General features: G+C 63.3%; 21 protein-coding genes and 1 tRNA gene. 10 read left to right on the top strand and 12 right to left on the bottom strand.

What is annotated here, in order from left to right; all coding sequences use genetic code 11:
• The first annotated feature begins 67 nt into the window (after positions 1-67).
• On the top strand, positions 68-1,873 hold the full coding sequence (locus BM338_RS08555; protein WP_143109276.1) for an esterase/lipase family protein: 1,806 nt from the start codon (positions 68-70) through the stop codon (positions 1,871-1,873).
• Here the strand turns inward: BM338_RS08555 and BM338_RS08550 are convergent.
• Together BM338_RS08550 and BM338_RS08545 are read right to left on the bottom strand one after the other, a co-directional pair.
• Positions 1,818-2,261, bottom strand: coding sequence for a carboxymuconolactone decarboxylase family protein (locus BM338_RS08550; RefSeq protein ID WP_090450468.1), 444 nt, complete (start codon positions 2,259-2,261; stop codon positions 1,818-1,820). The genes BM338_RS08555 and BM338_RS08550 overlap by 56 nt on opposite strands.
• A gap of 56 nt (positions 2,262-2,317) precedes the next feature.
• Complete coding sequence (locus BM338_RS08545) at positions 2,318-3,067, bottom strand: SDR family oxidoreductase (protein ID WP_090450467.1); 750 nt, start codon at positions 3,065-3,067, stop codon at positions 2,318-2,320.
• A gap of 217 nt (positions 3,068-3,284) precedes the next feature.
• On the opposite strand from BM338_RS08545, the gene BM338_RS08540 reads away from it, so the two are divergent.
• Positions 3,285-4,205 carry a LysR family transcriptional regulator gene (locus BM338_RS08540; protein ID WP_090450466.1) on the top strand — a complete coding sequence of 307 codons (921 nt, stop codon included), beginning with the start codon at positions 3,285-3,287 and terminating at the stop codon, positions 4,203-4,205.
• Between the two features lie 57 nt (positions 4,206-4,262).
• On the opposite strand, the gene BM338_RS08535 is transcribed toward BM338_RS08540, so the two are convergent.
• Positions 4,263-4,347, bottom strand: a tRNA-Leu gene (locus BM338_RS08535).
• Positions 4,348-4,700: 353 nt separating this feature from the next.
• Here BM338_RS08535 and rnr point away from each other — a divergent pair.
• From rnr to sugE, 4 genes are all read left to right on the top strand, one after another.
• Complete coding sequence (rnr, locus tag BM338_RS08530; RefSeq protein WP_255367288.1) at positions 4,701-7,076, top strand: ribonuclease R; 2,376 nt, start codon at positions 4,701-4,703, stop codon at positions 7,074-7,076.
• Positions 7,076-7,822: a 23S rRNA (guanosine(2251)-2'-O)-methyltransferase RlmB gene (gene rlmB / locus BM338_RS08525; RefSeq protein ID WP_090450465.1), complete on the top strand. Its 747-nt coding sequence runs from the start codon at positions 7,076-7,078 to the stop codon at positions 7,820-7,822. Before rnr ends, rlmB begins: the two co-directional genes overlap by 1 nt.
• Positions 7,819-8,106: a CBU_0592 family membrane protein gene (locus BM338_RS08520; RefSeq protein WP_090450464.1), complete on the top strand. Its 288-nt coding sequence runs from the start codon at positions 7,819-7,821 to the stop codon at positions 8,104-8,106. Before rlmB ends, BM338_RS08520 begins: the two co-directional genes overlap by 4 nt.
• Positions 8,107-8,282: 176 nt before the next feature.
• Positions 8,283-8,606, top strand: a complete 324-nt coding sequence (sugE, locus tag BM338_RS08515; RefSeq protein WP_090450463.1) for a quaternary ammonium compound efflux SMR transporter SugE — start codon at positions 8,283-8,285, stop codon at positions 8,604-8,606.
• A 128-nt stretch (positions 8,607-8,734) separates the two neighbouring features.
• Here sugE and phoU read toward each other — a convergent pair whose 3' ends face one another.
• The 6 genes from phoU to rnt all read right to left on the bottom strand — a co-directional run bounded on the left by phoU (position 8,735) and on the right by rnt (position 14,423).
• Positions 8,735-9,469: a phosphate signaling complex protein PhoU gene (phoU, locus tag BM338_RS08510; RefSeq protein WP_090450462.1), complete on the bottom strand. Its 735-nt coding sequence runs from the start codon at positions 9,467-9,469 to the stop codon at positions 8,735-8,737.
• 95 nt (positions 9,470-9,564) lie between these two features.
• Positions 9,565-10,380 (bottom strand): phosphate ABC transporter ATP-binding protein PstB, encoded by an 816-nt coding sequence (pstB, locus tag BM338_RS08505; RefSeq protein WP_090450461.1) that lies wholly within the window; start codon positions 10,378-10,380, stop codon positions 9,565-9,567.
• Positions 10,373-11,245, bottom strand: a complete 873-nt coding sequence (gene pstA / locus BM338_RS08500; protein ID WP_090450460.1) for a phosphate ABC transporter permease PstA — start codon at positions 11,243-11,245, stop codon at positions 10,373-10,375. The genes pstB and pstA overlap by 8 nt, the downstream gene beginning before the upstream one ends.
• Positions 11,245-12,276 carry a phosphate ABC transporter permease subunit PstC gene (pstC, locus tag BM338_RS08495; protein WP_090450459.1) on the bottom strand — a complete coding sequence of 344 codons (1,032 nt, stop codon included), beginning with the start codon at positions 12,274-12,276 and terminating at the stop codon, positions 11,245-11,247. Before pstC ends, pstA begins: the two co-directional genes overlap by 1 nt.
• Before the next feature lie 185 nt (positions 12,277-12,461).
• The gene (gene pstS, locus BM338_RS08490; protein ID WP_218156320.1) at positions 12,462-13,496 is read right to left on the bottom strand and encodes a phosphate ABC transporter substrate-binding protein PstS; all 1,035 of its coding nucleotides are present in this window, start codon (positions 13,494-13,496) and stop codon (positions 12,462-12,464) included.
• Between the two features lie 267 nt (positions 13,497-13,763).
• The gene (gene rnt / locus BM338_RS08485) at positions 13,764-14,423 is read right to left on the bottom strand and encodes a ribonuclease T (protein ID WP_090450458.1); all 660 of its coding nucleotides are present in this window, start codon (positions 14,421-14,423) and stop codon (positions 13,764-13,766) included.
• A 251-nt stretch (positions 14,424-14,674) separates the two neighbouring features.
• Between rnt and BM338_RS08480 the strand changes: the two genes are divergently transcribed.
• Complete coding sequence (locus BM338_RS08480) at positions 14,675-16,060, top strand: porin (protein WP_090450457.1); 1,386 nt, start codon at positions 14,675-14,677, stop codon at positions 16,058-16,060.
• Positions 16,061-16,201: 141 nt separating this feature from the next.
• Here BM338_RS08480 and nth read toward each other — a convergent pair whose 3' ends face one another.
• Genes nth through metG form a run of 3 tightly spaced genes read right to left on the bottom strand, consistent with a single transcriptional unit; the run spans position 16,202 to position 19,572 of the window.
• A complete protein-coding gene (gene nth, locus BM338_RS08475; protein WP_090450456.1) occupies positions 16,202-16,840 on the bottom strand; it encodes an endonuclease III in 639 nt (212 codons plus the stop codon).
• Positions 16,837-17,445: an RnfABCDGE type electron transport complex subunit B gene (locus tag BM338_RS08470; RefSeq protein WP_090450455.1), complete on the bottom strand. Its 609-nt coding sequence runs from the start codon at positions 17,443-17,445 to the stop codon at positions 16,837-16,839. The genes nth and BM338_RS08470 overlap by 4 nt, the downstream gene beginning before the upstream one ends.
• 27 nt (positions 17,446-17,472) lie before the next feature.
• A complete protein-coding gene (gene metG, locus BM338_RS08465; RefSeq protein ID WP_090450454.1) occupies positions 17,473-19,572 on the bottom strand; it encodes a methionine--tRNA ligase in 2,100 nt (699 codons plus the stop codon).
• A gap of 553 nt (positions 19,573-20,125) precedes the next feature.
• On the opposite strand from metG, the gene BM338_RS08460 reads away from it, so the two are divergent.
• The 3 genes from BM338_RS08460 to BM338_RS08450 are packed head-to-tail and all read left to right on the top strand — an operon-like array spanning position 20,126 to position 22,736.
• Positions 20,126-21,289, top strand: a complete 1,164-nt coding sequence (locus BM338_RS08460) for an MFS transporter (RefSeq protein ID WP_090450453.1) — start codon at positions 20,126-20,128, stop codon at positions 21,287-21,289.
• Complete coding sequence (locus tag BM338_RS08455) at positions 21,286-21,924, top strand: HAD family hydrolase (RefSeq protein WP_255367236.1); 639 nt, start codon at positions 21,286-21,288, stop codon at positions 21,922-21,924. The genes BM338_RS08460 and BM338_RS08455 overlap by 4 nt, the downstream gene beginning before the upstream one ends.
• A complete protein-coding gene (locus BM338_RS08450; protein WP_090450452.1) occupies positions 21,921-22,736 on the top strand; it encodes a DeoR/GlpR family DNA-binding transcription regulator in 816 nt (271 codons plus the stop codon). Before BM338_RS08455 ends, BM338_RS08450 begins: the two co-directional genes overlap by 4 nt.
• The last annotated feature ends 12 nt before the right edge of the window (positions 22,737-22,748 follow it).

Here is a 22,748-nt window from a genome sequence, read left to right as displayed (position 1 = left end):
TCCGCGACCGTAATGCCGACAGGCATCCGGTCGCTTCCGGTAGTGCTTATGTGAGTGGGATATCGGCATGCGTCATGTCGAAAAGCGTGTAATTGGAGCGCTTGCAGCGGCGGCATCGGCCAAGGGGGTGGCGTGCCGGCTACTGGGTTGCGTAATGATCCTGGCGCTGGTTGCCTGTGAGGCGGTGCGGCCACCGGTGACGACTGCCAGTAACGGCGCCCTCTTGTGCGACAGCGGCTGCAGCGCTCGGGCCGGCGCTCATGACGCAACGCTGGCGCAGGCTCGGGCGCGGGTGACCGAGGCGCTGCACACACCGGATCGTGAGCGCGCCGCGCGCGCCTGGTTGCGCTGCGCAGCGACTGCCTACCGTGTGGCAGCGACGAATGGCGATCAGGCGGACGAGGCGGCATCGCTCGATACGCAATGCACCGGCAAAGTGTTGGATTACGTGCTGTCGGCGGAAGCTCCGCGCTGGACTGCGAAGACGCTGGATCTTGCCGGCGACGCGCTGGTAGTTGAATTGCGCGAACTGTCGCCGGGCCTGAGTGGCCCGCCGACGTTTGTCCGTGCCGATGAAGTGCCGATATCGACCTTGCTGTTTGGGCAGCGCTTCGCCACCAATGGCTTTGGTGTGTCGATGGTGGCGGGCACGCCGCGCTGCAAAGGGGCACCGCGCTGTCAGTTGTTTCCGCAGGAAGGCGTGACTCGCACCGCCGTCGCCTGGATTGAATGGCGCGCCGGTGAAGTTTATCCGCATCTGGTATTCGCCAACCCGATGGCGCATCCCACAGAGCGCATCGGCGCGCGCGATTACATTCTGTCGGTCGACACTACGGCGCCCTACGCCGCACTGGCCAGCATCACCCAACTCAAGCAGCTGGCGATACGCGGGTTGATCGGCGGGCAGGACATCGGTCTGCGCAAGGGCGTGTATCTGTTGGAAGACTACGATCCGCACAAGATACCGATCGTGATGCTGCACGGACTGGCGGCGAGTCCGTTGATCTGGGCGCGCCTGACCAATCGTATCCAGGGCACGCCGACGCTGCGGTCGCGCTATCAGGTATGGCATGTGATTTACCCGACCGACGCGCCGGTGCTGCTTTCGCGGTTGCGCGTGAAGGAGTTTCTGGATCGTGCGTGGGCCGAGCTTGATCCCTCCGGACATGATCCGTCGCGTGAGCGCATGGTGCTGGTGGGGCACAGCATGGGCGGGATGATCGCGCGTCTGCTAGCGGCCGACAGCGGCGACACGGTATGGCAGGCGGCACTCGCCGTTCCGGTCACGCAGCTGCATGGCAACGCGGACGATCTGGCGATACTCGATCACATCATGCGTTTCACGCCGTATCCCGGCGTGGATACCGCCTTCTTCCTCGCCACGCCGCATCATGGCAGTCCGGTCACAGCGGATTTCGTGGGGCGACTCGCCTTGTGGCTGGTCAAGCCGCATAGCTCGGAGCTTGATGCGCTCAAGCGTTTGATCAAGGCCAATCCCGACGGCTTCCGGCCGGAGCTGCTGGCGAACTATCGCGAGCACGGCCTGAGCAGCATCAGCACGCTGAGCATGGAGCAGCCGGTGAGTCGCGCCGCTTCCACGCTGATGCCGGTAAGTGGCGTGCGCTACTACACCATTGCCGGCAGCCTGCCGGGCGAGGCGGTGCCGGGCGACGGCATCGTGCCTTTGGAGAGCACTTTTCTGCCCGGCGCGGTGTCGACCGTCACCGTGAAGTCAGGGCATCGCGTTTACCGCAACGACGATGCTCTGAACCTCATTGTAAAAGTGCTCGGTGAATCGCCCGACTGCGTCGAGGTTCCTAAGACGTTGCTGGCGTCTTGCGGAAAGCCACCGCAAACCGATTCCATCCATTGATCGCCACGACCAGCAGGGTGAGGTCGGTCAGTTCCTCTGGCGAAAAATGCGGTTGTACCGCAGCCCAGACTTCATCCGGCACGTGGCCGTCGGCGACCAGCGTCAGTGCTTCAGTCCACAGCAGGGCGGCGCGCTCGCGCTCGGTGAAGAAAGGGGTTTCGCGCCACACACTGACCGCGGCGAGACGCCGGTCGTCTTCGCCGGCTTTGCGCGCGTCACGGTTGTGCAGGTCCACGCAATAGGCACAACCATTGATCAGCGATGCGCGCAGACGTACCAACTCCATCAGTGGTTTCTCCAGGCTGCTTTTGCCGATGCGCTGTTCCAGACCGACCATGGCTTTGATGGCGTCGGGGCTGGCGGCGTAGTAGTCCATGCGCTGATTCATAGTGGTGTCCTTGAAAGTGGGAAATGCTTGCCCTGTGGCAGAGGGTAAATGATGGCTTACAGCTGGCTCATGCCGCCATCGACGATGATCTCAGTGCCGACGATGAAGGCGGACTCCCTGGCTGACAGATGCAGGATGGTCGAGGCCAGTTCGTCAGCAGTGCCAAAGCGCCCCAGCGGTACCTGGCTTTGAATCTGCGCGGTGGTCGCTTCCAGCGTGGCCGTGTCCATGCCCAGCTTGCCGTATAGCGGCGTGCTGATCGGGCCGGGGCTGACCACGTTGACGCGGATGCCCTGCGGCAGCAGTTCACCGGACAGCGTTTTCGCCAGTGAAATCAGCGCCGCCTTGCTTGCCGCATAGACCGAGGAAGCCGGCATGCCGATATGCGCGTTGATCGAACCGTTGAGCACGATGGATGCGCCGGGATTGAGTAGCGGCAGCAGGGCCTGGATCTGGAAGTACGCGCCCTTGACGTTGATGTCGAACATCTCGTCCCAGAAGCGCTCTTGCACTTCCGCGAAGTTGGCGAAGCGGGCGATGCCGGCGTTGATGAATACGGCGTCCAGTTTGATCTGCTGGGCAGTCAGGGTATCGGCGAGCGCTTTGGCTGCTGCGACATCGCTGGTGTCATTGCGCACCGTCAGTGTATGGGGGCCGATGGCATTGCCGGCTTTTGCCAGCGTTGCGGCATCGCGGCCAGTAATGACAACGCGTGCGCCTTCGGTGGCGAATGCCTGCGCAGTCGCCAGGCCGATGCCGCTGCTGCCGCCGGTGACCAGTACGGTTTTGCCTTCGAAACGGTTCATGGTGGTTCTCCAGGTGATGGGTGTTTGACCTGGGGGAGATGCTGCGCTTCGGTGCAGCGGATGCCATGCCACGTCATCGTCGGGAACGTTCGAAAGTTTCGAATGTGTTGACCAACCGCCGGTGGCGGCTTGCAGCCTATGATGTGCGGCGGATGGGCAGCCCCGCAGGCTTGCCGTAGGATCGCTTTCCGTATCCACCCATTCGATGGAGCAGGGCATGCTGTCAGAAGACGAACTGGCCTTGCTGGAAGCCATCCGGGAAAGCGGCAGCCTGTCGCGCGCGGCGGCCCGCTTGGGCAAGGCGCCGTCCACGATTTCCCATGCGGCGCGGCAACTGGAGGCGCGCTTTGACGCGCTGCTGTTCGACCGCCGCCGCTATCGCCTGCAACTCACCCCGGCCGGACAACTGTTGGCGCAAGAAGCGTCGCGCCTGGTGCAGGACGTATCGCGCCTGACCCGGCGCGTGAAGCAGATCGCTGGCGGCTGGGAAGATCGCCTGTGGATCGTCACCGATGAGCTGCTGGAGTTCGACACGCTGCTGCCGGTGATCCGTGCTTTCGATGGTCTGCAATCAGGCGTCAATCTGCGAGTGACGCATGAAGTGCTGGGTGGCACCTGGGAGGCGTTGCGCGACGGTCGTGCGGATCTGGTGATCGGGGCGACCAACGAACCGCCATCGATGCCGCATCTGCGCTGGGCAGAACTGGGTGTGCTCGAATGGGTATTTGCAGTATCGCCGCGCCATCCCTTGGCTAAGGCGAAAGAACCTTTGGAGCGCGACGCGATCGCCGCGCATCGTTCCGTGGTGGTGGCCGATTCCTCGCGGGTCACGCAGGGGCGTGGCTACGGCGTGCTGGGTGGGCAGGCGACGCTTGCGGTGCCGAGCATGCGCGCGAAGATCCTGGCGCAGCGCGAGGCGCTGGGGATCGGCTGGTTGCCGTGCCATCGCGTGAGTTCGTTATTGAAACGTCGCGAACTGGTGGAGAAGCGCACCGCCGATCCACGCGAACCGAACGTGCTTTACGTGGCGTGGCGCGGCGATCACGAAGGACGCGCGCTGGCGTGGTGGCTAGAGCAGCTCAGGCAGCCGCGCCTGGCGAAGCGGCTGGTCGACGGCGTGGATGCGTTCGGCGTATGAGCGGCGCGCGGAGCCGGAAACGACGAAGCCCGCCTTGCGGCGGGCTTCGTCTACAATTGGTGCCCAGGAGAGGACTCGAACCTCCACGGTTTTACCCGCTAGTACCTGAAACTAGTGCGTCTACCAATTCCGCCACCTGGGCAGGTGTCGCGCATCGCTATGCGAAATGCGTGAGCCGCGTAGATTAGGCATGGAGCTAAGAGTTGTCAACTATATCTTTCACCGAATTTTCATTGTGCTGCGGCGGAACTGTCGCGGCACCTCTATCAAGGCTGATAAGTGATCAGAAAAAACAAGGATAAACGCGTTGGTGAGGGCAAAGCCGCCCACCCGGACGCGTCCAAGAAGGCCACGGCTACGGCGGGTAAGCGCCCGGCGTTGCCTGCCTTGCCGGCGCTCAAGTCGCCGAAGGCCTCTAAGGCGGCCAAGACGCCGAAAGCGTCGAACGCGCAGGACCCCCACGCCGAGCGTGAAGCCCAGCGCTACGAGCGCCCCATTCCCAGCCGCGAGGCGATTCTTGCACTGCTCACTGAGCGCGGCGAATTGCTGACCGAGGCGCGCATCGCCGAGGCGATGCAGCTGTATGACGAATACGACCTCAATGCCCTGCGCAAGCGCCTGGGCGCGATGGTGCGCGACGGCCAGCTGCTGCTCGGCCGCCGCGGCGGCTACGCGCCGAGCAACAAGCTCGACCTGATTCCGGGACTGGTCCTGGCCAATGCCGAGGGCTACGGCTTCCTGCGCCCGGACGACGGTGGCGAGGATCTTTATCTGTCGCCGCAGCAAATGCGTGTGGTGCTGCACGGCGACCGCGTGCTGGCCAGCGTGGTGGGCATGGATCGCCGCGGGCGCAAGCAGGGTGCCATTGTCGAAGTGCTGCAGCGGCGTTCGCCGCGCCTGGTCGGCCGCGTAGTGGTGGAGAACGGCGTGACCTTGGTGGCGCCGGACGACCGCCGCCTGCATCAGGACATCATGATCGCCCCCGGCAAGGAGATGGGGGCGCGCAGCGGCCAGATTGTGGTGGCTGAAATTACCGACCCACCGACGCCGCATCGCGGTCCGATGGGGGCGATCCGTGCCGTGCTTGGCGAGCGTTTGCAGCCTTCTCTGCTGGTGGAGATGGCGATCGCCAGCCACAACCTGCCGCACGAATGGCCGGTCGAAGTGGAGCGCGAGGCGGATGAGATCGAGCCGCTGGTCACCGCCGCCGAGCGCGAGGGCAGGGTGGATCTGCGCAAGTTGCCGCTAGTGACCATCGACGGCGCCGACGCGCGCGATTTCGACGATGCGGTATATGCCGAGCCGCGACGCGGCGGCGGATACCGTCTGGTGGTCGCGATTGCCGATGTCTCGCATTACGTGCCGATCGGTGACGCGCTGGATCGCGAAGCTTACGAGCGCAGTACCTCCACCTATTTCCCCGGCTTTGTGGTGCCGATGCTGCCGGAGACGCTGTCCAACGGCATCTGCTCGCTGAACCCCAAGGTGGAACGCCTGTGCATGGTCTGCGACATGCAGGTCAGCCCGGAAGGCGAGGTCGTCAAATCCAAGTTCTACGAAGCGGTGATGTATTCGCATGCGCGGCTCACCTATGACCGCGTGTGGCAGGCCATTGGCCTCAACGACGCGGATGCGCGCCACGAGCTGGCCGACGTGCTGCCGCAGGTCGAGCATTTGCATAGCCTCTATCAATTGATGGCGGCGCAGCGTAAGCGGCGCGGTGCGATCGATTTCGAGACGCCGGAAGTGAAATTCCGCCTCGACAATACCGGCGATGTGGTGGCGATGGGCGCCACTGAGCGCAATGACGCGCACAAGCTGATCGAGGAATGCATGATCGCCGCCAACGTGCAGGCGGCGTTGTTCCTGGAGAAGCGCAAGATTCCCGCATTGTTCCGTGCGCACGAGCCGCCGCCAGAAGAGAAGTACGAGGACCTGCAGCAGTTCCTGCGTGAATTCAAGCTGCGCATGCCGCCGATAAGCGAAGTGACACCGGGTGATTACGCCGACGTGCTGCGGATGGTGAAGGATCGCCCCGAGAAGGAGCTGATCCAGTCGGTGCTGTTGCGTTCGCAGAGCATGGCGACTTACCAGCCCGAGAATCGCGGTCACTTCGGCCTGGCACTGGAGGCCTATGCGCACTTCACCTCGCCGATCCGTCGCTATCCCGATCTGCTGGTGCATCGCGCGATCCGTTATGCGCTGACCGGTGGCAAGCCAACCGATTACGCCTACACCCCGGCACAGATGGCGACCATGGCGTTGCATTGCTCGCAGCGCGAGCGCCGTGCGGAAGAGGCCGAGCGCGATGTGGACGAGCGCTTCAAGTGCGCGTGGATGTCCAAGCACGTGGGCAGCGAGTTCGATGGCACCGTTACTGGTGTCACTTCGTTCGGCCTGTTCGTGGAGCTGGATGAGTCGAAGGTGTCGGGGCTGGTGCATATCAGCCAGTTGTCCAACGACTACTACCACTTCGATCCGATCCGCCATTTGTTGAAGGGCGAACGCAGTGGTGCGCAGTTCCGTCTGGGTGACAAGCTGCGCATCCAGGTGCTGCGCGCCAGCCTGGAGGATCGCAAGATCGATTTCCGCTTGGTAACGAAGGGCGAGGCTTCCGCACAACCGCCGCCGCGCGCTGCGCGCGCGTACGATTACGCCAATGCGGGCGAGCGTTATTCGCTGCCGGCTGGCCGCAAGGCGACGGCGGGTGCCACGCCGCGCGATAATGCGCGTCCGGAGGCGCGGCCATTCCGCGAAGCCAAGGCGGCCGGCAAAGCCGGATCCAAGGCATCGCCGAAGGCCGCGGCGAATAAGAACAAGGCGGCCAAGCCGAGTAAGTCGGCGCGGCCCGCGAAACCAAAAGGCAAGTGATGAGCGAGAGTTGGATCGTCGGGATCAACCCGGTCGAAGGCGCGTTAAGCAACGACGCAGAGCGCGTGCGCGAGCTGCTGATCGAGAACGGCCAGCGCAATGCGCGCGTGCATGAACTGGCGGAACGCGCGAAAGCGCTGAATATTCCGGTGCATCACCGTCCGCGCGAGCAGCTGGAAAAAGTTGCCGGCGAAGCGCGGCACCAGGGTGTGGTGGCACGTTACGAAGCGCCGCCGATGGCGGGTGAGAACGATCTGCCGGACCTGCTGGAAAAGGCCGGTGCCGATGCGTTGGTGCTGGTGCTCGATGGCGTCACCGATCCGCACAATCTTGGGGCCTGCTTGCGCAGTGCGGCAGCGGCCAAGGTGACGGCCGTCATCGTTCCCAAGGATCGCGCGGTGGGTCTGACCCCGGTGGTGCGGCGCGCGTCGGCGGGTGGTGCAGATCGCGTGCCGCTGGTCGCGGCGACCAATCTGGCGCGTGCGTTGCGCACTTTGAAGGACGCCGGTGTGTGGATCACCGGCCTGGCCGGCGATACTGAGACGTCGATCTACAGCGTTGACCTGAAAGGGCCGGTGGCGCTGGTGCTGGGTAGCGAAGGGGAGGGCATGCGTCGCCTCACGCGCGAGACCTGCGATTTCGTCGCCAAGATTCCGATGCCCGGCACGATGGAGAGCCTGAACGTTTCGGTGGCGACGGGTGTCGTACTGTTCGAGGCGTTGCGCCAAAGGAGTAACAAGCGATGAGCACCGTTTTATGGCATGACTGGGCCGGCTATATCGGTGTAGTGCTGGTGCTGCTGGCCTTTCTGCTGTTGCAGGCGCGCAAGTTGCACGGCAATGGGCTGGTGTATCAGCTGATGAACGTGCTCGGCGCGGTCGGTGTGATGCTGTCGCTGCTGTTTGGCAGCTTCAATACGCCGGCCTTTGTGATGCAGGTGGCATGGCTGCTGATCGGCATCTACGGCATCGCCAACAGCGCGCGCGTGCGCCGTGAGCTCCGCGATGTGGAGAGCAAGATCAGCTCCTGAATAGCGGGTCAGGCTCGGGGCGCTCCGCTTGGGTAGAATAGGCACTCCGGCATCGCATGCCGGCGTGCCGGGACGACTCGGATACGTATCGCGTTCGCGGGGACGGCCCTGCTCTTCAACCGAGAGCCGTCCGCATTCCAGGTATTAAGCGTCGACCGGCTCCAAGGAGTTTTGTCATGCCCTGGATCTATCTGGTACTCGCCGGCCTGTTCGAGATCGGCTGGGCCATCGGCCTGAAATACACCGACGGTTTCTCGCGTCTGTGGCCGACCGTCGGCACAGTGTCGGCGATGATCGTGAGCATCGTATTGCTCGCGATGGCGGTGAAAACACTGCCGATCGGAACGGCTTATGCGATCTGGACTGGTATTGGCGCGCTGGGCGCGGTGATTCTCGGCATCGTGCTGTTCGGCGATTCCGCGTCGCCGGCACGTCTGATCTGCGTGGCGCTGGTGCTCACGGGAATTATCGGGCTCAAGCTCACCAGTGGGGCGCATTAGCGCGCTGCACGACCACACGGATTTTCTAGTTGGTGTAGGAGCCCTCCCTGTGGGCGACCGAGTGAAATGATCGCTCTGCAGGGAGGGATGTCGCGCGTAGGCTGCGCTCCTACAACGGTTGTTGCGCTTCAGTCCGGCTTGGTGCCCAGCTTGGTCATTTCCGGGCTGGAGGTGAAGTCGCGCTTGCTGCGCTGCGTATTCAGCGGCTCGCCATGCACCTGGTACCAGATGTTCTCGGCGATGTTGGTGGCATGGTCACCGACGCGCTCGATGTTCTTGGCCATGAACAGCAGGTGTGTGCACGGCGTAATGTTGCGCGGGTCTTCCATCATGTAGGTGAGCAGCTGGCGGAAGTAGCCGGTATAGGCCTCGTCCAGATCAGCGTCGTCCTTCCATACCTGGTAGGCGCGTTCGGCATCGCGGTCGCGGTAGGCGAGCAGCACTTCACGCACTTCGGTAGCGGCCAGCTCGGCGAGGTAGCCCAGGCCGTTGGTCGGTGCGATCGGCGCCACCATCGACAGCGGAATGGAGCGCTTAGCGACGTTGGCGGCATAGTCGCCGATACGCTCGATATCGGCCGCGATGCGCAGTGCGGCGAATACGTTGCGCAGGTCGCTGGCGATCGGTGCGCGCAGGGCAAGCAGGCGCACTACGTCGTGGCTGATTTCTTGCTCCAGCAGATCGATGGCGTCGTCGTTGGCGACCACGCGCTGGGCGGCGCGTTCATCGCGGCGTTCCACCACGTCGATGGCCGACTCCAGCTGGCTCACCGCCAGTTCGCCCATACGGACGATCTCGCCGGTGAGACGGGCCAGCTCGTCGTCGTAGCTCTTGATGATGTGTTCCTTGCTGCTGCCGCTCATGGTTTGGTCTCGTTTGAGTCAGGTAGGGCAGGTTGTCGCGAGTACCCGCCCCTCACCCCAACCCTCTCCCCGGAAGGGAGAGGGGGCAAAAATGTTTAGCCGAAGCGCCCGGTGATGTAATCCTCGGTCTGCTTCTTGCTCGGCTTGGTGAAGATCTGTTCGGTACGGTCGAACTCGATCAGCTCGCCCAGGTACATGAAGGCAGTGAGGTCGGAACAGCGCGCCGCCTGCTGCATGTTGTGGGTGACGATGACGATGGTGTACTCGCTTTTCAGCTCTTCCACCAGCTGCTCGATGCGGCTGGTGGCGATCGGGTCCAGCGCCGAGGTCGGCTCGTCGAGCAGCAGCACTTCGGGCTTCAGCGCGATGCCGCGCGCAATGCACAGGCGCTGCTGCTGGCCACCGGAAAGACCGAGCGCATTCTGCTTGAGCTTGTCCTTCACTTCGTCCCACAGGGCGGCGCTACGCAGCGCCTGCTCCACACGGATATCCATGTCGGCGCGCGACAGGCGCTCGTGATGGCGGATGCCGTAGGCTACGTTCTCGAAGATGGTCATCGGGAACGGCACCGGCTTCTGGAACACCATGCCAACCTTGCTGCGCAACTTGTTCATCGAGTAGCGCGTGTCGAGGATGTTCTCTTCGTCCAGGATGATCTCGCCCTTGGCTTCCAGCTTCGGGTAGATCGCGTAGATGCGGTTGAAGATGCGCAGCAGGGTGGACTTGCCGCAACCGGAGGGGCCGATGATCGCAGTGACCTTCTTCTCCGGGATGTCCATGTTGATGCCTTTCAGCGCATGGAACCCGTTGTAATAGAAGTGCAGGTCGCGCACCTGGATCTTGGTCGGCGCGATGGGGGCAGACGCGGCCGTGGCCTGCGGGTGGATGCCTGCGGCGGCGGACTCAGTCATGGGACACCTTGTTGCGAGAAAGGATCAAGCGGGCGAGCAGGCTCAGGATCAGCACGAACATCGTGATGATGAAGGCGCCGGCCCAGGCGAGTGCATGGATGCTGTCGCCAGCCTGGTTGGCGTACTCGTAGATGACCTGGGGCAGGCTGGCCATCTTGTCCATCGGATTGACGGTCGTATAGAGATTGCCGAATGCGGTGAACAGCAGCGGCGCCGTTTCGCCACTGATGCGCGCCAGTGCAAGCAGGATGCCGGTGATGATGCCCGAGCGCGCCGAGCGCATCAGCACCTGCATGGTCAGCTTCCACTGCGGCACGCCCAGCGACAGCGCGGCTTCGCGCAGCGTGGAAGGCACCAGACGCAGCATTTCGTCGGTGGTGCGCACGATCACCGGTAGGGCGATCAAGGCCAGCGCGATGCCGCCGGCGAGTCCCGAATACGTGGTGGAACCGTCAGTGAGCGTCTTGGACGGCAGCACCACGATGGTGTAAACGAACATGCCAAGCACGATCGACGGCGCCGACAGCAGGATGTCGTTGAGGAAGCGGATCGTCTCGCCCAGCTTGGTGCGGTTGGCGTACTCGGCCAGCCACGTACCCGCCAGCACGCCGATCGGCGTGGCGATGCCGATGCCGATGAAGTTGATCACCAGGCTGCCGACCATCGCGTTGAGCAGGCCGCCATCCTCGCCGTAGGCGGTGATCTTGGTGAACAGATTGAGGTTGATCGCGGAGACGCCCTGCCGCAGGGTTTCCCACAGGATCCACGCCAGGAAGGCGAGGCCGATCAGGGTGGCGAAGGTGCTGAGGCCGAGCGCGAGCGCGTTGGTGATGCGGCGGCGCAAATAGAGCGTGTCGTTGTTCATCAGCGGCCTTCCTTCTGGGCCAGGCGGCGCAGCATCAGGCGCGCGATCAGCAACACGATGAAGGTCACCACGAACAACAGGAAGGCCAGCGCCATCAGCGAGGATTTTTGCAGGCCCCCCGCCTCACCGAACTGGTTGGCGATGGTCGATGCGATGGAGGCGCCCGGATCGAGCAGCGACGGCGACAGCTGCATCTTGTTGCCGATGATGAAGGTCACCGCCATGGTCTCGCCGAGTGCGCGGCCCAGGCCGAGGAAAACGCCGCCGATCACCGCGGTGCGCGTATACGGCAGCACGATATCCCAGGAGACTTCCCACGTGCTGGAGCCCAGCGCATAGGCCGACTCCTTGAGTCGCGTCGGCACCGTCTGGAACACCTCGCGCATCACCGAGGAAATGAACGGGATGATCATCACCGCTAGCACGATGCCCGCGGTGAGCACGCTGCCGCCGAAGAGGTTTTCGCTGTTGAACAGCTTGCCCATGAAGGGCAGGTGCTGGGCGATCCAGGAGACATGCTCCGTGCCTGGCGTGTCGCCTGCCTCCCTGCCGAGGTAGCGGATCAGCAAAGGCTTGATGTGGTCGGAGAAGAACGGCACGAAGACGAACAAGCCCCACATGCCGTAGATGATCGAAGGAATGCCGGCCAGCAGTTCGATAGCCGAGGCCACCGGCGTGCGCAGCCACGGCGGAGCCACTTCCGACAGGTACAGCGCGATGCCGAAGCTCACCGGTACGGCGATCAGCAGCGCAATGAAAGAGGTGATGATGGTGCCGAAGACGGGCACCAGGGCGCCGTAGACGTCGTCGGTCGGGTTCCACTCGGCGCTGGTCAGGAAGCGCCAGCCGAATGTGGCGAAGGCATCGCGACCGCCCCATAGCGTGGCGCCAGCGGCGCCGATCAGGCAGACCAGCACCAGCAGGGCGCAGCCCATGAGCAACCAGCTGAATAGCCGGTCGTCGCGCGCATCGCGATGGGCGCGTTGTTCCTGGGCGATGGCAGGCGCTGTGGCAGCCTCGTTCGCTTGCATGTGATTCGATCCCTCAGGTGTCAGCGGATCCGGCCGGCGCGAGGGCCTGTCCGGTCGGTATTCGGGCGTACGAAACGCCTTTCAGCAACAAGCCGCCCATCCTTTTGAGAGGGGCGGCCCGGGTCATACCCCAGCCTCCGTGCCGGAGGCGGCCGCCCTCGACGAGCGCGGCCGCGGTGCTGTCCTTAGTGCTTGTACTCGGAGCCCCAGTACGCCTCGATCTTCTTGACCAGGGTGTCCGGCAGGGCGACGTAGTCGAGCGAGGCCGCCTGCTGCTGGCCGTTCTCGAGCGCCCACTTGAAGAAGTCGAAGGTCACCTTGGTGTGCTCGGCGTTCTTCGGCTTCTTGTACATCACCACCCAGGTGGTGGCGGTGATCGGCCACGCCTGCGCGCCCGACGCATTCGTCATGATCACGTTGAAGTCCTTGGCGCTGGTCCAGTCCGCGGTGGCGGCGGCAGCGGCGAAGGCTTCGGCGCTCGGCGAGATGAAGTTGCCGGCGGCGTTCTTCATGTCGACCCAGCTGATCTTGTTCTTCACGGCATAGGCGTATTCGACGTAGCCTATCGAACCCTTGATCTGCTTCACGTACTGCGACACGCCTTCATTGCCCTTGCCGCCCACGCCGGTCGGCCATTCCACGGCGGTGCCGAACTTGACCTTGTCGGCCCAGTCCTTGTTCACCTTGGACAGGAAGTTGGTGAAGTTGAACGAGGTGCCCGAACCGTCGGAACGATGCACCACGGTGATCTTGCCGGCCGGCAGGGCCAGACCCGCATTCAGCGCGGCGATCTTGGGGTCGTTCCAGTTGGTGATCTTGCCGAGGAAGATGTCGGCCAGGGTGGTGCCGTCCAGCTTCAGCTTGCCGGCGTCGATGCCGCTGATGTTGATCACCGGCACGATGCCGCCGACCACGACCGGGAACTGGCCCAGGCCGAACTTCTCAAGGTCTTCGGCCTTGAGGGGCGCGTCAGTGGCGCCGAAGTCGATGGTGCCTTCCTTGATCTGCGCTACGCCGGCGCCCGAGCCCACGGACTGGTAGTTGAGCTTGTTGCCGGTCTTTTCGGCGTAAGCGGCGGACCACTTCGAGAGCACCGGGTAGACGAAGCTCGAACCGGCGCCCGTGATATCTGTGGCGTGGGCCGACATGCCGAACAACGACGCAGCGGCGAACACCGCAGTCGTGCCGATGCGAGACAGAGATTTGGTTGAGGTCAACACGGTGACTCCTTAGTGATAAGGGTTTCGGGGGATTCCCGCCCGCTCCCTATTTCATGCGTGCCGTGTTGCAATGAAATGAGTTGAATGTTTCAGATAGATGACAATTCGAACGAACTTGTCATGGAGAGCCGGGCGCGGGCGAGCGGCGCGGGCCAAAATTTGTAGGCTGGCCGTAAGCTTGCGGCATACATAGGTGAAGCTGCCGCAGGTGCGGCGTGGCCTTCAGTATTTCGCGATGAGCGGGCTTGCGCCCCGGTACCCAGGCCTTTAGAGCACATCCAGCCCGATGTGCTCGCGCTCGAACGTCTCCAGCCGGCGCCAGCGATTGACGATGGTGCAGAACAATTCGGCGGTGCGCTCGGCATCATAGATAGCGGAGTGCGCTTCGCGCGTATCGAACACGTGCCCGGCCGCCTGCACCGACTTGCTGAGCACGGTCTGCCCATAGGCCAGCCCGCCCAGGGTGGCCGTGTCGAAACAGCTGAAGGGGTGGAACGGATTGCGCTTGTGTCCGACCCGGCGCACGGCCGCATTGACGAAGCCCAGGTCGAATGCCGCGTTATGGCCGACCAGGACGGCGCGCTGGCAATCGTTGTCGCGCATCGACTCACGCACCGCCTTGAAGACGTGGTCCAGCGCCAGGCGTTCGGCGAGGGCGCCGCGCAGCGGATTGTCCGGATCGATGCCGGTGATCTCTAGCGCGCGGGGATCGATATTGGCGCCCGGAAAGGGCTCTACATGAGCCGCAACGGCCGGCCGAGGGCGCAGATAGCCTTCGGCATCCATGTCCAGGGTGACGGCGGCGATTTCCAGCAGGGCGTCGCGCTCGGCGTCGAAGCCGCCGGTTTCCACATCCACGACCACCGGCAGAAAGCCGCGAAAGCGCTCGGCCATGCGGCTGGCCATGCTGTTGCTGAGATTCTCCATTAGAGAAGCATATCAGCCGTTTCGCATCCCCAGCGAACCTGGGAGGCCCCGTAGGCGCCCGTACGCACGGGTTCGGAGGCGCGCCTGGCCGAAGCGAATGTTGCAGTTGATGGTGTGGCTGTCTTCATTTTGTCACGCAAACAGCACGGAATCGTAAACAGGCGACCGCATTCTGCGACCCGTTCCTACTGGGCGCCAGACTGATCTAGGGGGCGGTCCAGGTGATTCCTACCAACATGCGGAGAACATCCATGCGTTCCAAGTTGCTCGCGGTGGCGATTGCTGCCGGTTTGGGCGTAGCCAGCTTCCACGTTGCTGCCGAGCCGGCGACGAAAGCCAAGGCGACCCACAAGCAGACGACCACCAGCCAGGATTCGTCGGCGTCCAAGAATGCCGAGATCGAGTTGCTGAAGGCCCAGCTCGCCGAGCTGCAGGCCAAGGTGGCGTCGCTGGAGGAGCGCACGGATGCGCAGTCTGACATCAACGTCAGCACCGGCCAGAATGTCGAAGCCGTGCAGAAGGCACAGGCTGTCTCCGACAAGAAGGTCGCCACGTACGACAAGCTGGTCAACAACACCAAGATCGGCGCCACCATGTTCTTCGACATGACCGACGTCAATCACAAGGAAGCCGGCAAGACCGGTGGCTTCGTGAAGAAGGACGGCCATGGCTCGACCAATGGCACCGGTTTCGACGTCAAGCGCTTCTACCTGGTCGTCGACCACAAGTTCGACGATGTGTGGTCTGCCAACCTCACCACCGACTTCAACTATCAGTCGACGCTGGGCCAGACCAGCCTGTTCGTGAAGAAGGCCTACGTGCAGGGCACGTTCGATCCGCTCTTCGCCGTGCGCTTCGGTGCGGCTGACATGCCGTGGATTCCGTTCGTCGAGAAGTGGTACGGCTACCGCTTCCTCGAGAACACCATCACCGACCGCTCGATCGATGGCGGCCGCGGCACCGCAGGTACCGCCGCGCAGGGTGTGGGCTCGTTCGGCAACTCGTCCGACTGGGGTATCCATGCACTGGGTGCCACCACCGGCGACAACTCCATCAACTACCAGCTGTCGGCCGTCACCGGTCGCGGCTACAAGAACCCGTCGCGCTCCAACGGCATCGATGTCGAAGGCCGTTTCGGCTACTCGCCGATCGAGCAGATGGTCATCGCCGTGGGCGGTTACGACGGCAAGCGCGGCAACAAGGTGCAGAACGGTGCGCCGACCCAGAACGCTACCCGTGGCGACGCCTTGGTGGCCTACCGCGACAAGACCTTCGGCGTGGGTGCCGAGTACTTCACCGCGAAGAACTGGGACGACGTGCTGAAGATCGCTGGTCCGCTGCCGGGTCCGGCCGCGGTGCGCGACAAGGCCAATGGTTACTCGCTGTTCGGCGACTGGACCTTCATGCCGCAGTGGGCTGTGTTCGCTCGTTACGACCGCGTGGACTACAAGTACTGGGGCCTCACCGGTCCGCAGAACAAGCTGAAGGACACCTACTACAACGCCGGCGTCTCCTACGACGTGCTGAAGAACCTGCGCCTGGCGTTCGCGTGGAAGTACGACAAGCTGGAAGGCCCGATCAAGGCGTTCCAGTACAAGACCAACGAAATCGGCTTTTGGGGCCTCCTGTCCTACTGATTTCACGGTTATCGGAAGGGAGTTCGACCCAAGGACGGAAAAACGGCGGGCTTAGCCCGCCGTTTTGCTTTTCTGGGTTTGGAAAACGCAACCTGTAGGAGCGCACCCTGTGCGCGCTCCTACAGCAGATGCCGTCCGCTATCAGTCCGCGACCGTCTTGTCCTTGTAACGACACAAGTCGCGGATGACGCACTGCGGGCAGTCAGGCTTGCGCGCCTTGCACACGTAGCGGCCATGCAGGATCAGCCAATGATGGGCGTCCTGCTTGAACTCGGCCGGTACGACCTTCTCTAGCTTGTCTTCCACCGCGCGCACGTCTTTGCCTGGAGCAAGGCCGGTGCGGTTCGAGACGCGGAAGATATGGGTATCTACCGCAATGGTCGCGTGCCCGAAGGCGGTGTTGAGTACCACGTTGGCCGTCTTGCGGCCCACGCCCGGCAATGCCTCCAGTGCTTCCCGCGTGCGCGGCACCTCGCTGTCGTACTGCTCGACCAGGATGCGGGATAGCGCGATCACGTTCTTGGCTTTGCCGTTGAACAGACCAATGGTGCTGATGTAGCCCTTCAGCTTCTCTTCGCCCAGATCCAGCATGGCCTGAGGCGTATTGGCGACAGGAAAGAGTTTCTTGGTGGCCTTGTTGACGCCGACATCGGTCGCCTGCGCCGACAGCACCACGGCAACCAGCAGTTCGAACGGCGTGGAGTAGTCCAGCTCCGTGGTGGGATGCGGATCGATTTCGCGCAGGCGGGAAAACAGCTCGACGACGTCGGCTCGCTTCACGGTTTGGGTCCCTGCTGTTTGGCTTTGGCGCGGGCCAGCGCGGCCAGCACCGGATTCTCACTGATCGCCGCGCCTACCTGCGCCTTGCGCGCCGTCAGTTCTTGTTCGCGTTGCGCTTGCTCGTGCGCGAGCCGAGCTTCGCGGCGTTGAAAGTGCTGGCGCGCCGCGTCGGCATGCGCCATGTCTTCAACCTGTGCGAGAGGCATCGGCTCCAGCACGATGCAATCCACCGGGCAGGCCGGTACGCAAAGTTCGCAGCCGGTGCAGTCGTCGCTGATGACGGTGTGCATCAGTTTGGCCGCGCCCACGATGGCGTCCACCGGACAGACCTGGGTGCACTTGGTGCAGCCGATGCAATCGGCCTCGATGATGCGCGCCAGCGTGCGTGGCTTTTCCACGCCATGCTCAAGGTTGAGCGGCAGCGTCGCGCGCTCCAGCAGCGCAGCCAGCTTGGCGATGCCTGCGGCACCGCCGGGCGGGCATTGATTGATCTCAGCTTCGCCGCGCGCGATCGCCTCCGCATAGGGGCGGCAGCCGTGATAGCCGCATTGCTCGCACTGCGTCTGCGGCAGCAGGGCATCAATGCGATCAGCGAGGGTGCTCATAACTCCGTAGGCGGCGGCGCGCTGGCTTCAGCGAACCGTCGCGCCCGGCTTCGCTCCCTGGTCCGCATCCAGCAGGAACAGATCGCTGCCGCCGTCGCCGGCGGAAAGGATCATGCCTTCGGAAAGACCAAAGCGCATTTTTCGCGGTGCGAGATTGGCGATGAACACCACGTTGCGGCCGATTAGCTTCTCCGGCTCGCCGTAGGCGGCGCGGATGCCGGAGAATATCTGGCGAGTGCCGAGCTGACCCGCATCGAGTTCGAAGCGCAGCAGTTTGTCGGAGCCGTCCACGAATTCACAGGCGGTGACCTTGCCAATGCGCAGGTCGAGCCTGGCGAAGTCGTCGATACCGATGATGGCGGCGCCGTCGACGGCAATGTTGCTGATCTCACTCATGGTCTTGCTGGGTTCCTTCGGTTTCTTGGCTGGCGCGAGTTTGCTCTCGGCGACAGGGGCGCCGAGCGACTCCTTCGAAGCCTCGACCATCGCCTCGATGTGCTTGGGGTCGATGCGGGCGAGCAGGGGCTCGAACGCATTGACGGTGTGGCTGTGCAGCTCGGCACGCGCATCCTCGAAGCCGGTGATTGGCGCTGCGAGGAACTGCTCCGCGGCGGCCACCGTGGCCGGCAGCACTGGCTTGAGTACGCCGGCGAGCAGACGAAATGCAGCCAGCGCGAACGAGCAGACCTGGTGCAGTTCTTCGCGGCGGGTATTGTCTTTGGCGATCGCCCACGGTGCCTTGGCGGCGATATGGCCATTCACCAGGTCCGCCATCAGGACGAACTTGCGCATGACCTCGGCGAACTCGCCGTCGCGGTACAACACAGGTACGTCACCGTAGTGCGAGACCAGCACGCGCCACAGTTCGGCTTCTTCCTCGCCGAATGCTGGTGCAAGGCGACCGTCGAAGAACTTCTGCACAAAGCCTGCGGTGCGGCTGGCGATGTTCACCCACTTGCCGACCAGATGTGAGTTAACACGCTCCTCGAACGACTTGAGGTCGAGGTCCACGTCCACCGGCGTGTCGCTGAGCATGGTGGCGAAGTAGTAGCGCAGGAATTCCGGATGCAGTCCGGCATCCAGATAGGTGCGGGCCTTGATAAAGGTGCCGCGCGATTTGGACATCTTCGCGCCGTTCACCGTCAGGTAGCCATTGACGTGCAGTGCCGTCGGCGTGCGGAAGTTCGCGCCGTGCAGCATCGCCGGCCAGAACAGACCGTGGAAATTGATGATGTCCTTGCCGATGAAGTGATGCATCTCGGCCTTGCTGTCCGGCGCGAGGAAATCCTCGAAGCGGATGCCGATCTTGTCGCACAGGGCCTTGAAGCTGGCGAGGTAACCTACCGGCGCGTCCAGCCACACATAGAAGAACTTGCCCGGCGCATCCGGGATGGGAAAGCCGAAGTAGGGTGCGTCGCGCGAGATGTCCCAATCTTTCAGGCCACCGTCCAGCCACTCGCGCAGCTTGGCGACGACGCCGCTGTTGGCTACCGGTGCGCCGCCGGTCAGTTTGCCGGCGAACCAGTCGCGCAAAAGCTGCTCAAACTTGCCCAGTTCGAAGAAGTAGTGCTCGGAATCGCGCAGCACCGGTGTGGCGCCGGACATCACCGAATACGGGTTGATCAGATCGGTGGGCGCGTAGGTGGCACCGCAGTTTTCGCAGTTGTCGCCGTACTGGTCCGGCGTGCCGCAGTTGGGGCAGACGCCTTTGATATAGCGGTCCGGCAGGAACATCTGCTTTTCGGGATCGAACAGCTGCTGGATATCGCGGCGCGCGATATAGCCGCCGTCGCGCAGGCGCGTATAGATCAGCGAGGCCAGCGTGCGGTTCTCTTCCGAATGGGTGGAGTGGTAGTGGTCGAAGGTCACGCCGAACGCGGCGAAATCCGTCTCGTGTCCGACACGGATGCCATCGATGTAGGCCTCTGGTTCCAGCCCAGCCTTTTCCGCCGCCAGCATGATCGGCGTGCCGTGCGCGTCGTCGGCGCAGACGTAGAAGGTCTCGTTGCCTTGCATACGCTGCGCCCGCACCCAGATGTCGGCCTGGATGTAGCCCAGCATGTGGCCGAGGTGCAGGGGGCCGTTGGCGTAGGGCAGGGCGTTGGTAACGAGGAGTCGGCGGGACATGGTTGCTTGGTTGAATTTATGAGTTGGGCATTATGGCATGGGTATTCGGGGCGTTTTTGAAGGCTCACTACACCGCATCTACGTTCGTTATCCCTGCGCAGGCAGGGATCCAGTAGTGAAGTGCTTCGATGGTCGCGTCTGCGTGCTCTGGCTCGCCTGCCGCGGGCTTCCGAACCGCTGCCGCGGTCCGGGTCACTTTCTCTTTGCTGGCCCAAAGAGAAAGTAACCAAAGAGAAATGGCCTGAAGAGCAGGCGGTGTGCTTTGTAGCCACGCCCTTTCCAGTGTCAGGCGTCGGGATGGCTTTCTTCTCAGCCTGATCGTCTAAGTCTCATCGCCACACCGGGGCCATTACCGGTCCGGCTTCGCATCGCCTAGTGCAGCACTTCTCCCTCTCCCCTCCGGGGAGAGGGTTGGGGTGAGGGGTGGGTGCTCGGTGTGTTGTTGCTAGTGGTGTTTTGCAGGTTGCCTGATTCGGCTGACGCCAAATAGCTCTTTGCATGTTTGTGCATGATTGTTTACATTTATGCGCAATATCCATGCAAGGTTTTGGCAATGAGAGTCACCAGCGAACCCGTGAGCACTAGCCGCGAACCTGTGACGGCGGCGATTCGCGCCACGCGTTTGATCTTCCTGGTGTCGGGGATCGGTATGGCGGCGTGGGCGCCGATGGTGCCGTATGCCAAGGCGCGGCTTGGGCTGGACGATGCGCAGTTGGGGCTGATCTTGTTGGCCTTTGGTGGTGGCTCGATGGTTTCGATGCCGTTTGTGGGGTGGTTGAGTCATCGCTTCGGCAATCGACGGGTGATTGTGGCGTCGGGTTTGTTGCTGTGTCTGGCGCTGCCGGTGTTGGCGCTTGCACCCAGTGCGGCGGTGCTCACGGCGGCGTTGTTGTATTTCGGCGTGATGCTGGGCGCGGTGGATGTCGCCATGAATGCGCATGCGGTGGAGGTGGAGCGGCGCGACGGGCGTGTGCTGATGTCGGGCTTCCATGGGCTTTTCAGTGTCGGTGGCCTGGCTGGCGCGGCGGGTATGAGTGCGCTGCTGGCGTTGGGTTTGCCGTTGCCGGTGTCGGCTTTGGCGGTGTCGGTTTTGCTGGCTGCGCTGGTGTTGTATCTGCGCAACGGGCTGTTGTCTGAAGTGGATGATGCGGAGACGGGGCACGCACCATTCCGCATGCCGCGCGGCGTAGTGCTGTTGCTGGGCCTGTTGTGCTTCGTAAGTTTCATGGCCGAGGGTTCGATGCTGGATTGGAGCGCGGTATTCCTGCGCGATTTCCGCGGTTTCGAGCCGAGTTCGGCGGGTATCGGTTATGCGTGTTTCTCGATAGCGATGGCGCTCGGTCGTCTTACCGGTGATCGTCTGATCCAGCGGCTTGGTACGGTATGGGCGGTGCGCGCGGGTGCTGGGTTGGCTGCCCTTGGATTTGTGTTGGCGGCGAGCGTGTCGTGGCCGCCGGCTTCGTTGTGTGGCTTCGTGCTGATCGGTCTGGGCGCTTCGAATATCGTGCCGGTGATGTTCAGTGCGGCCGGTCGTCTGCCAGGGACGTCGCCGGCGATTTCCATCGCCGCGGTGACCACGCTCGGTTATGCGGGCCTGCTTAGCGGGCCTGCATTGATCGGCTTTATTTCCAAGCTCAGCAGTCTGCCGCTCGCGATGGTGGTGGTGGCGGGCTTGTTGTTGATGGTGGCGGCGTCCGCAAGGATCGTGCGGCGATGAACGGGGCTGGCAACATGATCGATACGGTGGTGTTCGACCTCGGCGGTGTGCTGATCGACTGGAATCCGCGCTATCTCTATCGCCAGCTGTTCGATGATGACGCGGCAATGGAGCGCTTTCTTTCGGAGATCTGCACCGGCCCCTGGAACGAACAGCAGGATGCGGGGCGTCCCTGGCACGAAGCGATCGCCAGCCTCAGCGCCGAGCATCCGGCGCAGGCGTCGCTTATCGCGGCCTACAGGCAGCGCTGGGAAGACATGCTGGGTGGCGTGATCCAGGAGACGGTCGATCTACTGGCCGAACTGAAGGCGCGCGGCGTGCGTCTGTATGCGTTGACCAACTGGTCGCACGAAACCTTTCCGCGCGCGCTGGAGCTTTTCGATTTCCTGCACTGGTTCGAGGGCATCGTGGTCTCCGGCGAAGAACGCCTGATTAAGCCGGACCCGCGCATCTATCAGCGGCTATTCGAGCGCTATGCGATCGATCCGGTACGCGCGCTTTACATCGACGACGCGCGACGCAATGTGGATGCCGCCGCCGCGCAGGGTATGCAAGCGTGGTGGTTCCGCGATCCGGCAGGCCTGCGTGCGTGGCTGGCTTCGCATGGGCTGGTTTCCGCGGAGGTGTCGGCATGAGCAAGTCGCGCGCGGCAGCGCCGATTCCATTGGGTGAAGCGATGCCGCAGGAGCGGCAGCAATGGATTCTGCAACGCCTGCGCAGCCATGGACGCGTGGTGGCGGCGGAGCTGGCGGCGGAATTCGAGGTCTCCGAAGACTCTATCCGACGCGATCTGCGTGAACTGGCGGGGCAGGGCTTGTGCAAGCGTGTCTATGGCGGTGCCTTGCCTTTGTCTGTTGCGGTGTCGCCGCTGAAGCAGCGGCGCGTCGAGCACACCGGCCGCAAGCAGGCGCTGGCACGCAAGGCGGTCACGCTGGTGCGGCAGGGACAGATCCTGATGATCGACGCGGGCTCGACCAACACGGCGATTGCTGCGGCCTTGCCCGAGCGCTTCGGCCTGACCGTGGTTACCAATGCGCCAGATGTCGCACTGGCACTGATGGATCGCGAGGGCTTCGAGATCCTGTTGATCGGCGGCCGCGTCGATCCGCGCATCGGTGGCGCGGTGGGCGCGCAGGCGGTGAAGGAGTTGCAGCGGATCCGCGCGGATCTTTGCTTCCCCGGCGCCTGTGCGGTCGATGTGGAAGGCGGCCTGTGGGGTTTCGATAGCGAAGAAGTGCTGTTCAAACGCGCGATGGTGGAGGCCAGCGGCGAAACCGCGGTGGTGGTCACCAGCGACAAGCTCGGCACGGTGGCGACGCATCGCGTGGCGGAACTAGCCGAGGTGCAGCATCTGGTCGTGGAGCATGACGTGGACAAAGCCACGCGCACGGCCTACACGGCACGCGGCGTGACCGTGCATCGCGCCGACGCCGCGGGCGGCGAGTAGGGCGCATAAAAA

Origin of the sequence: Dyella sp. OK004 (genome assembly GCF_900114495.1) — a bacterium.
In the GTDB taxonomy this organism is placed as follows: domain Bacteria; phylum Pseudomonadota; class Gammaproteobacteria; order Xanthomonadales; family Rhodanobacteraceae; genus Dyella_D.
The sequence above is the reverse complement of the archived record's forward strand: the minus strand, read 5'-3'. Positions and strand labels throughout refer to the sequence as shown.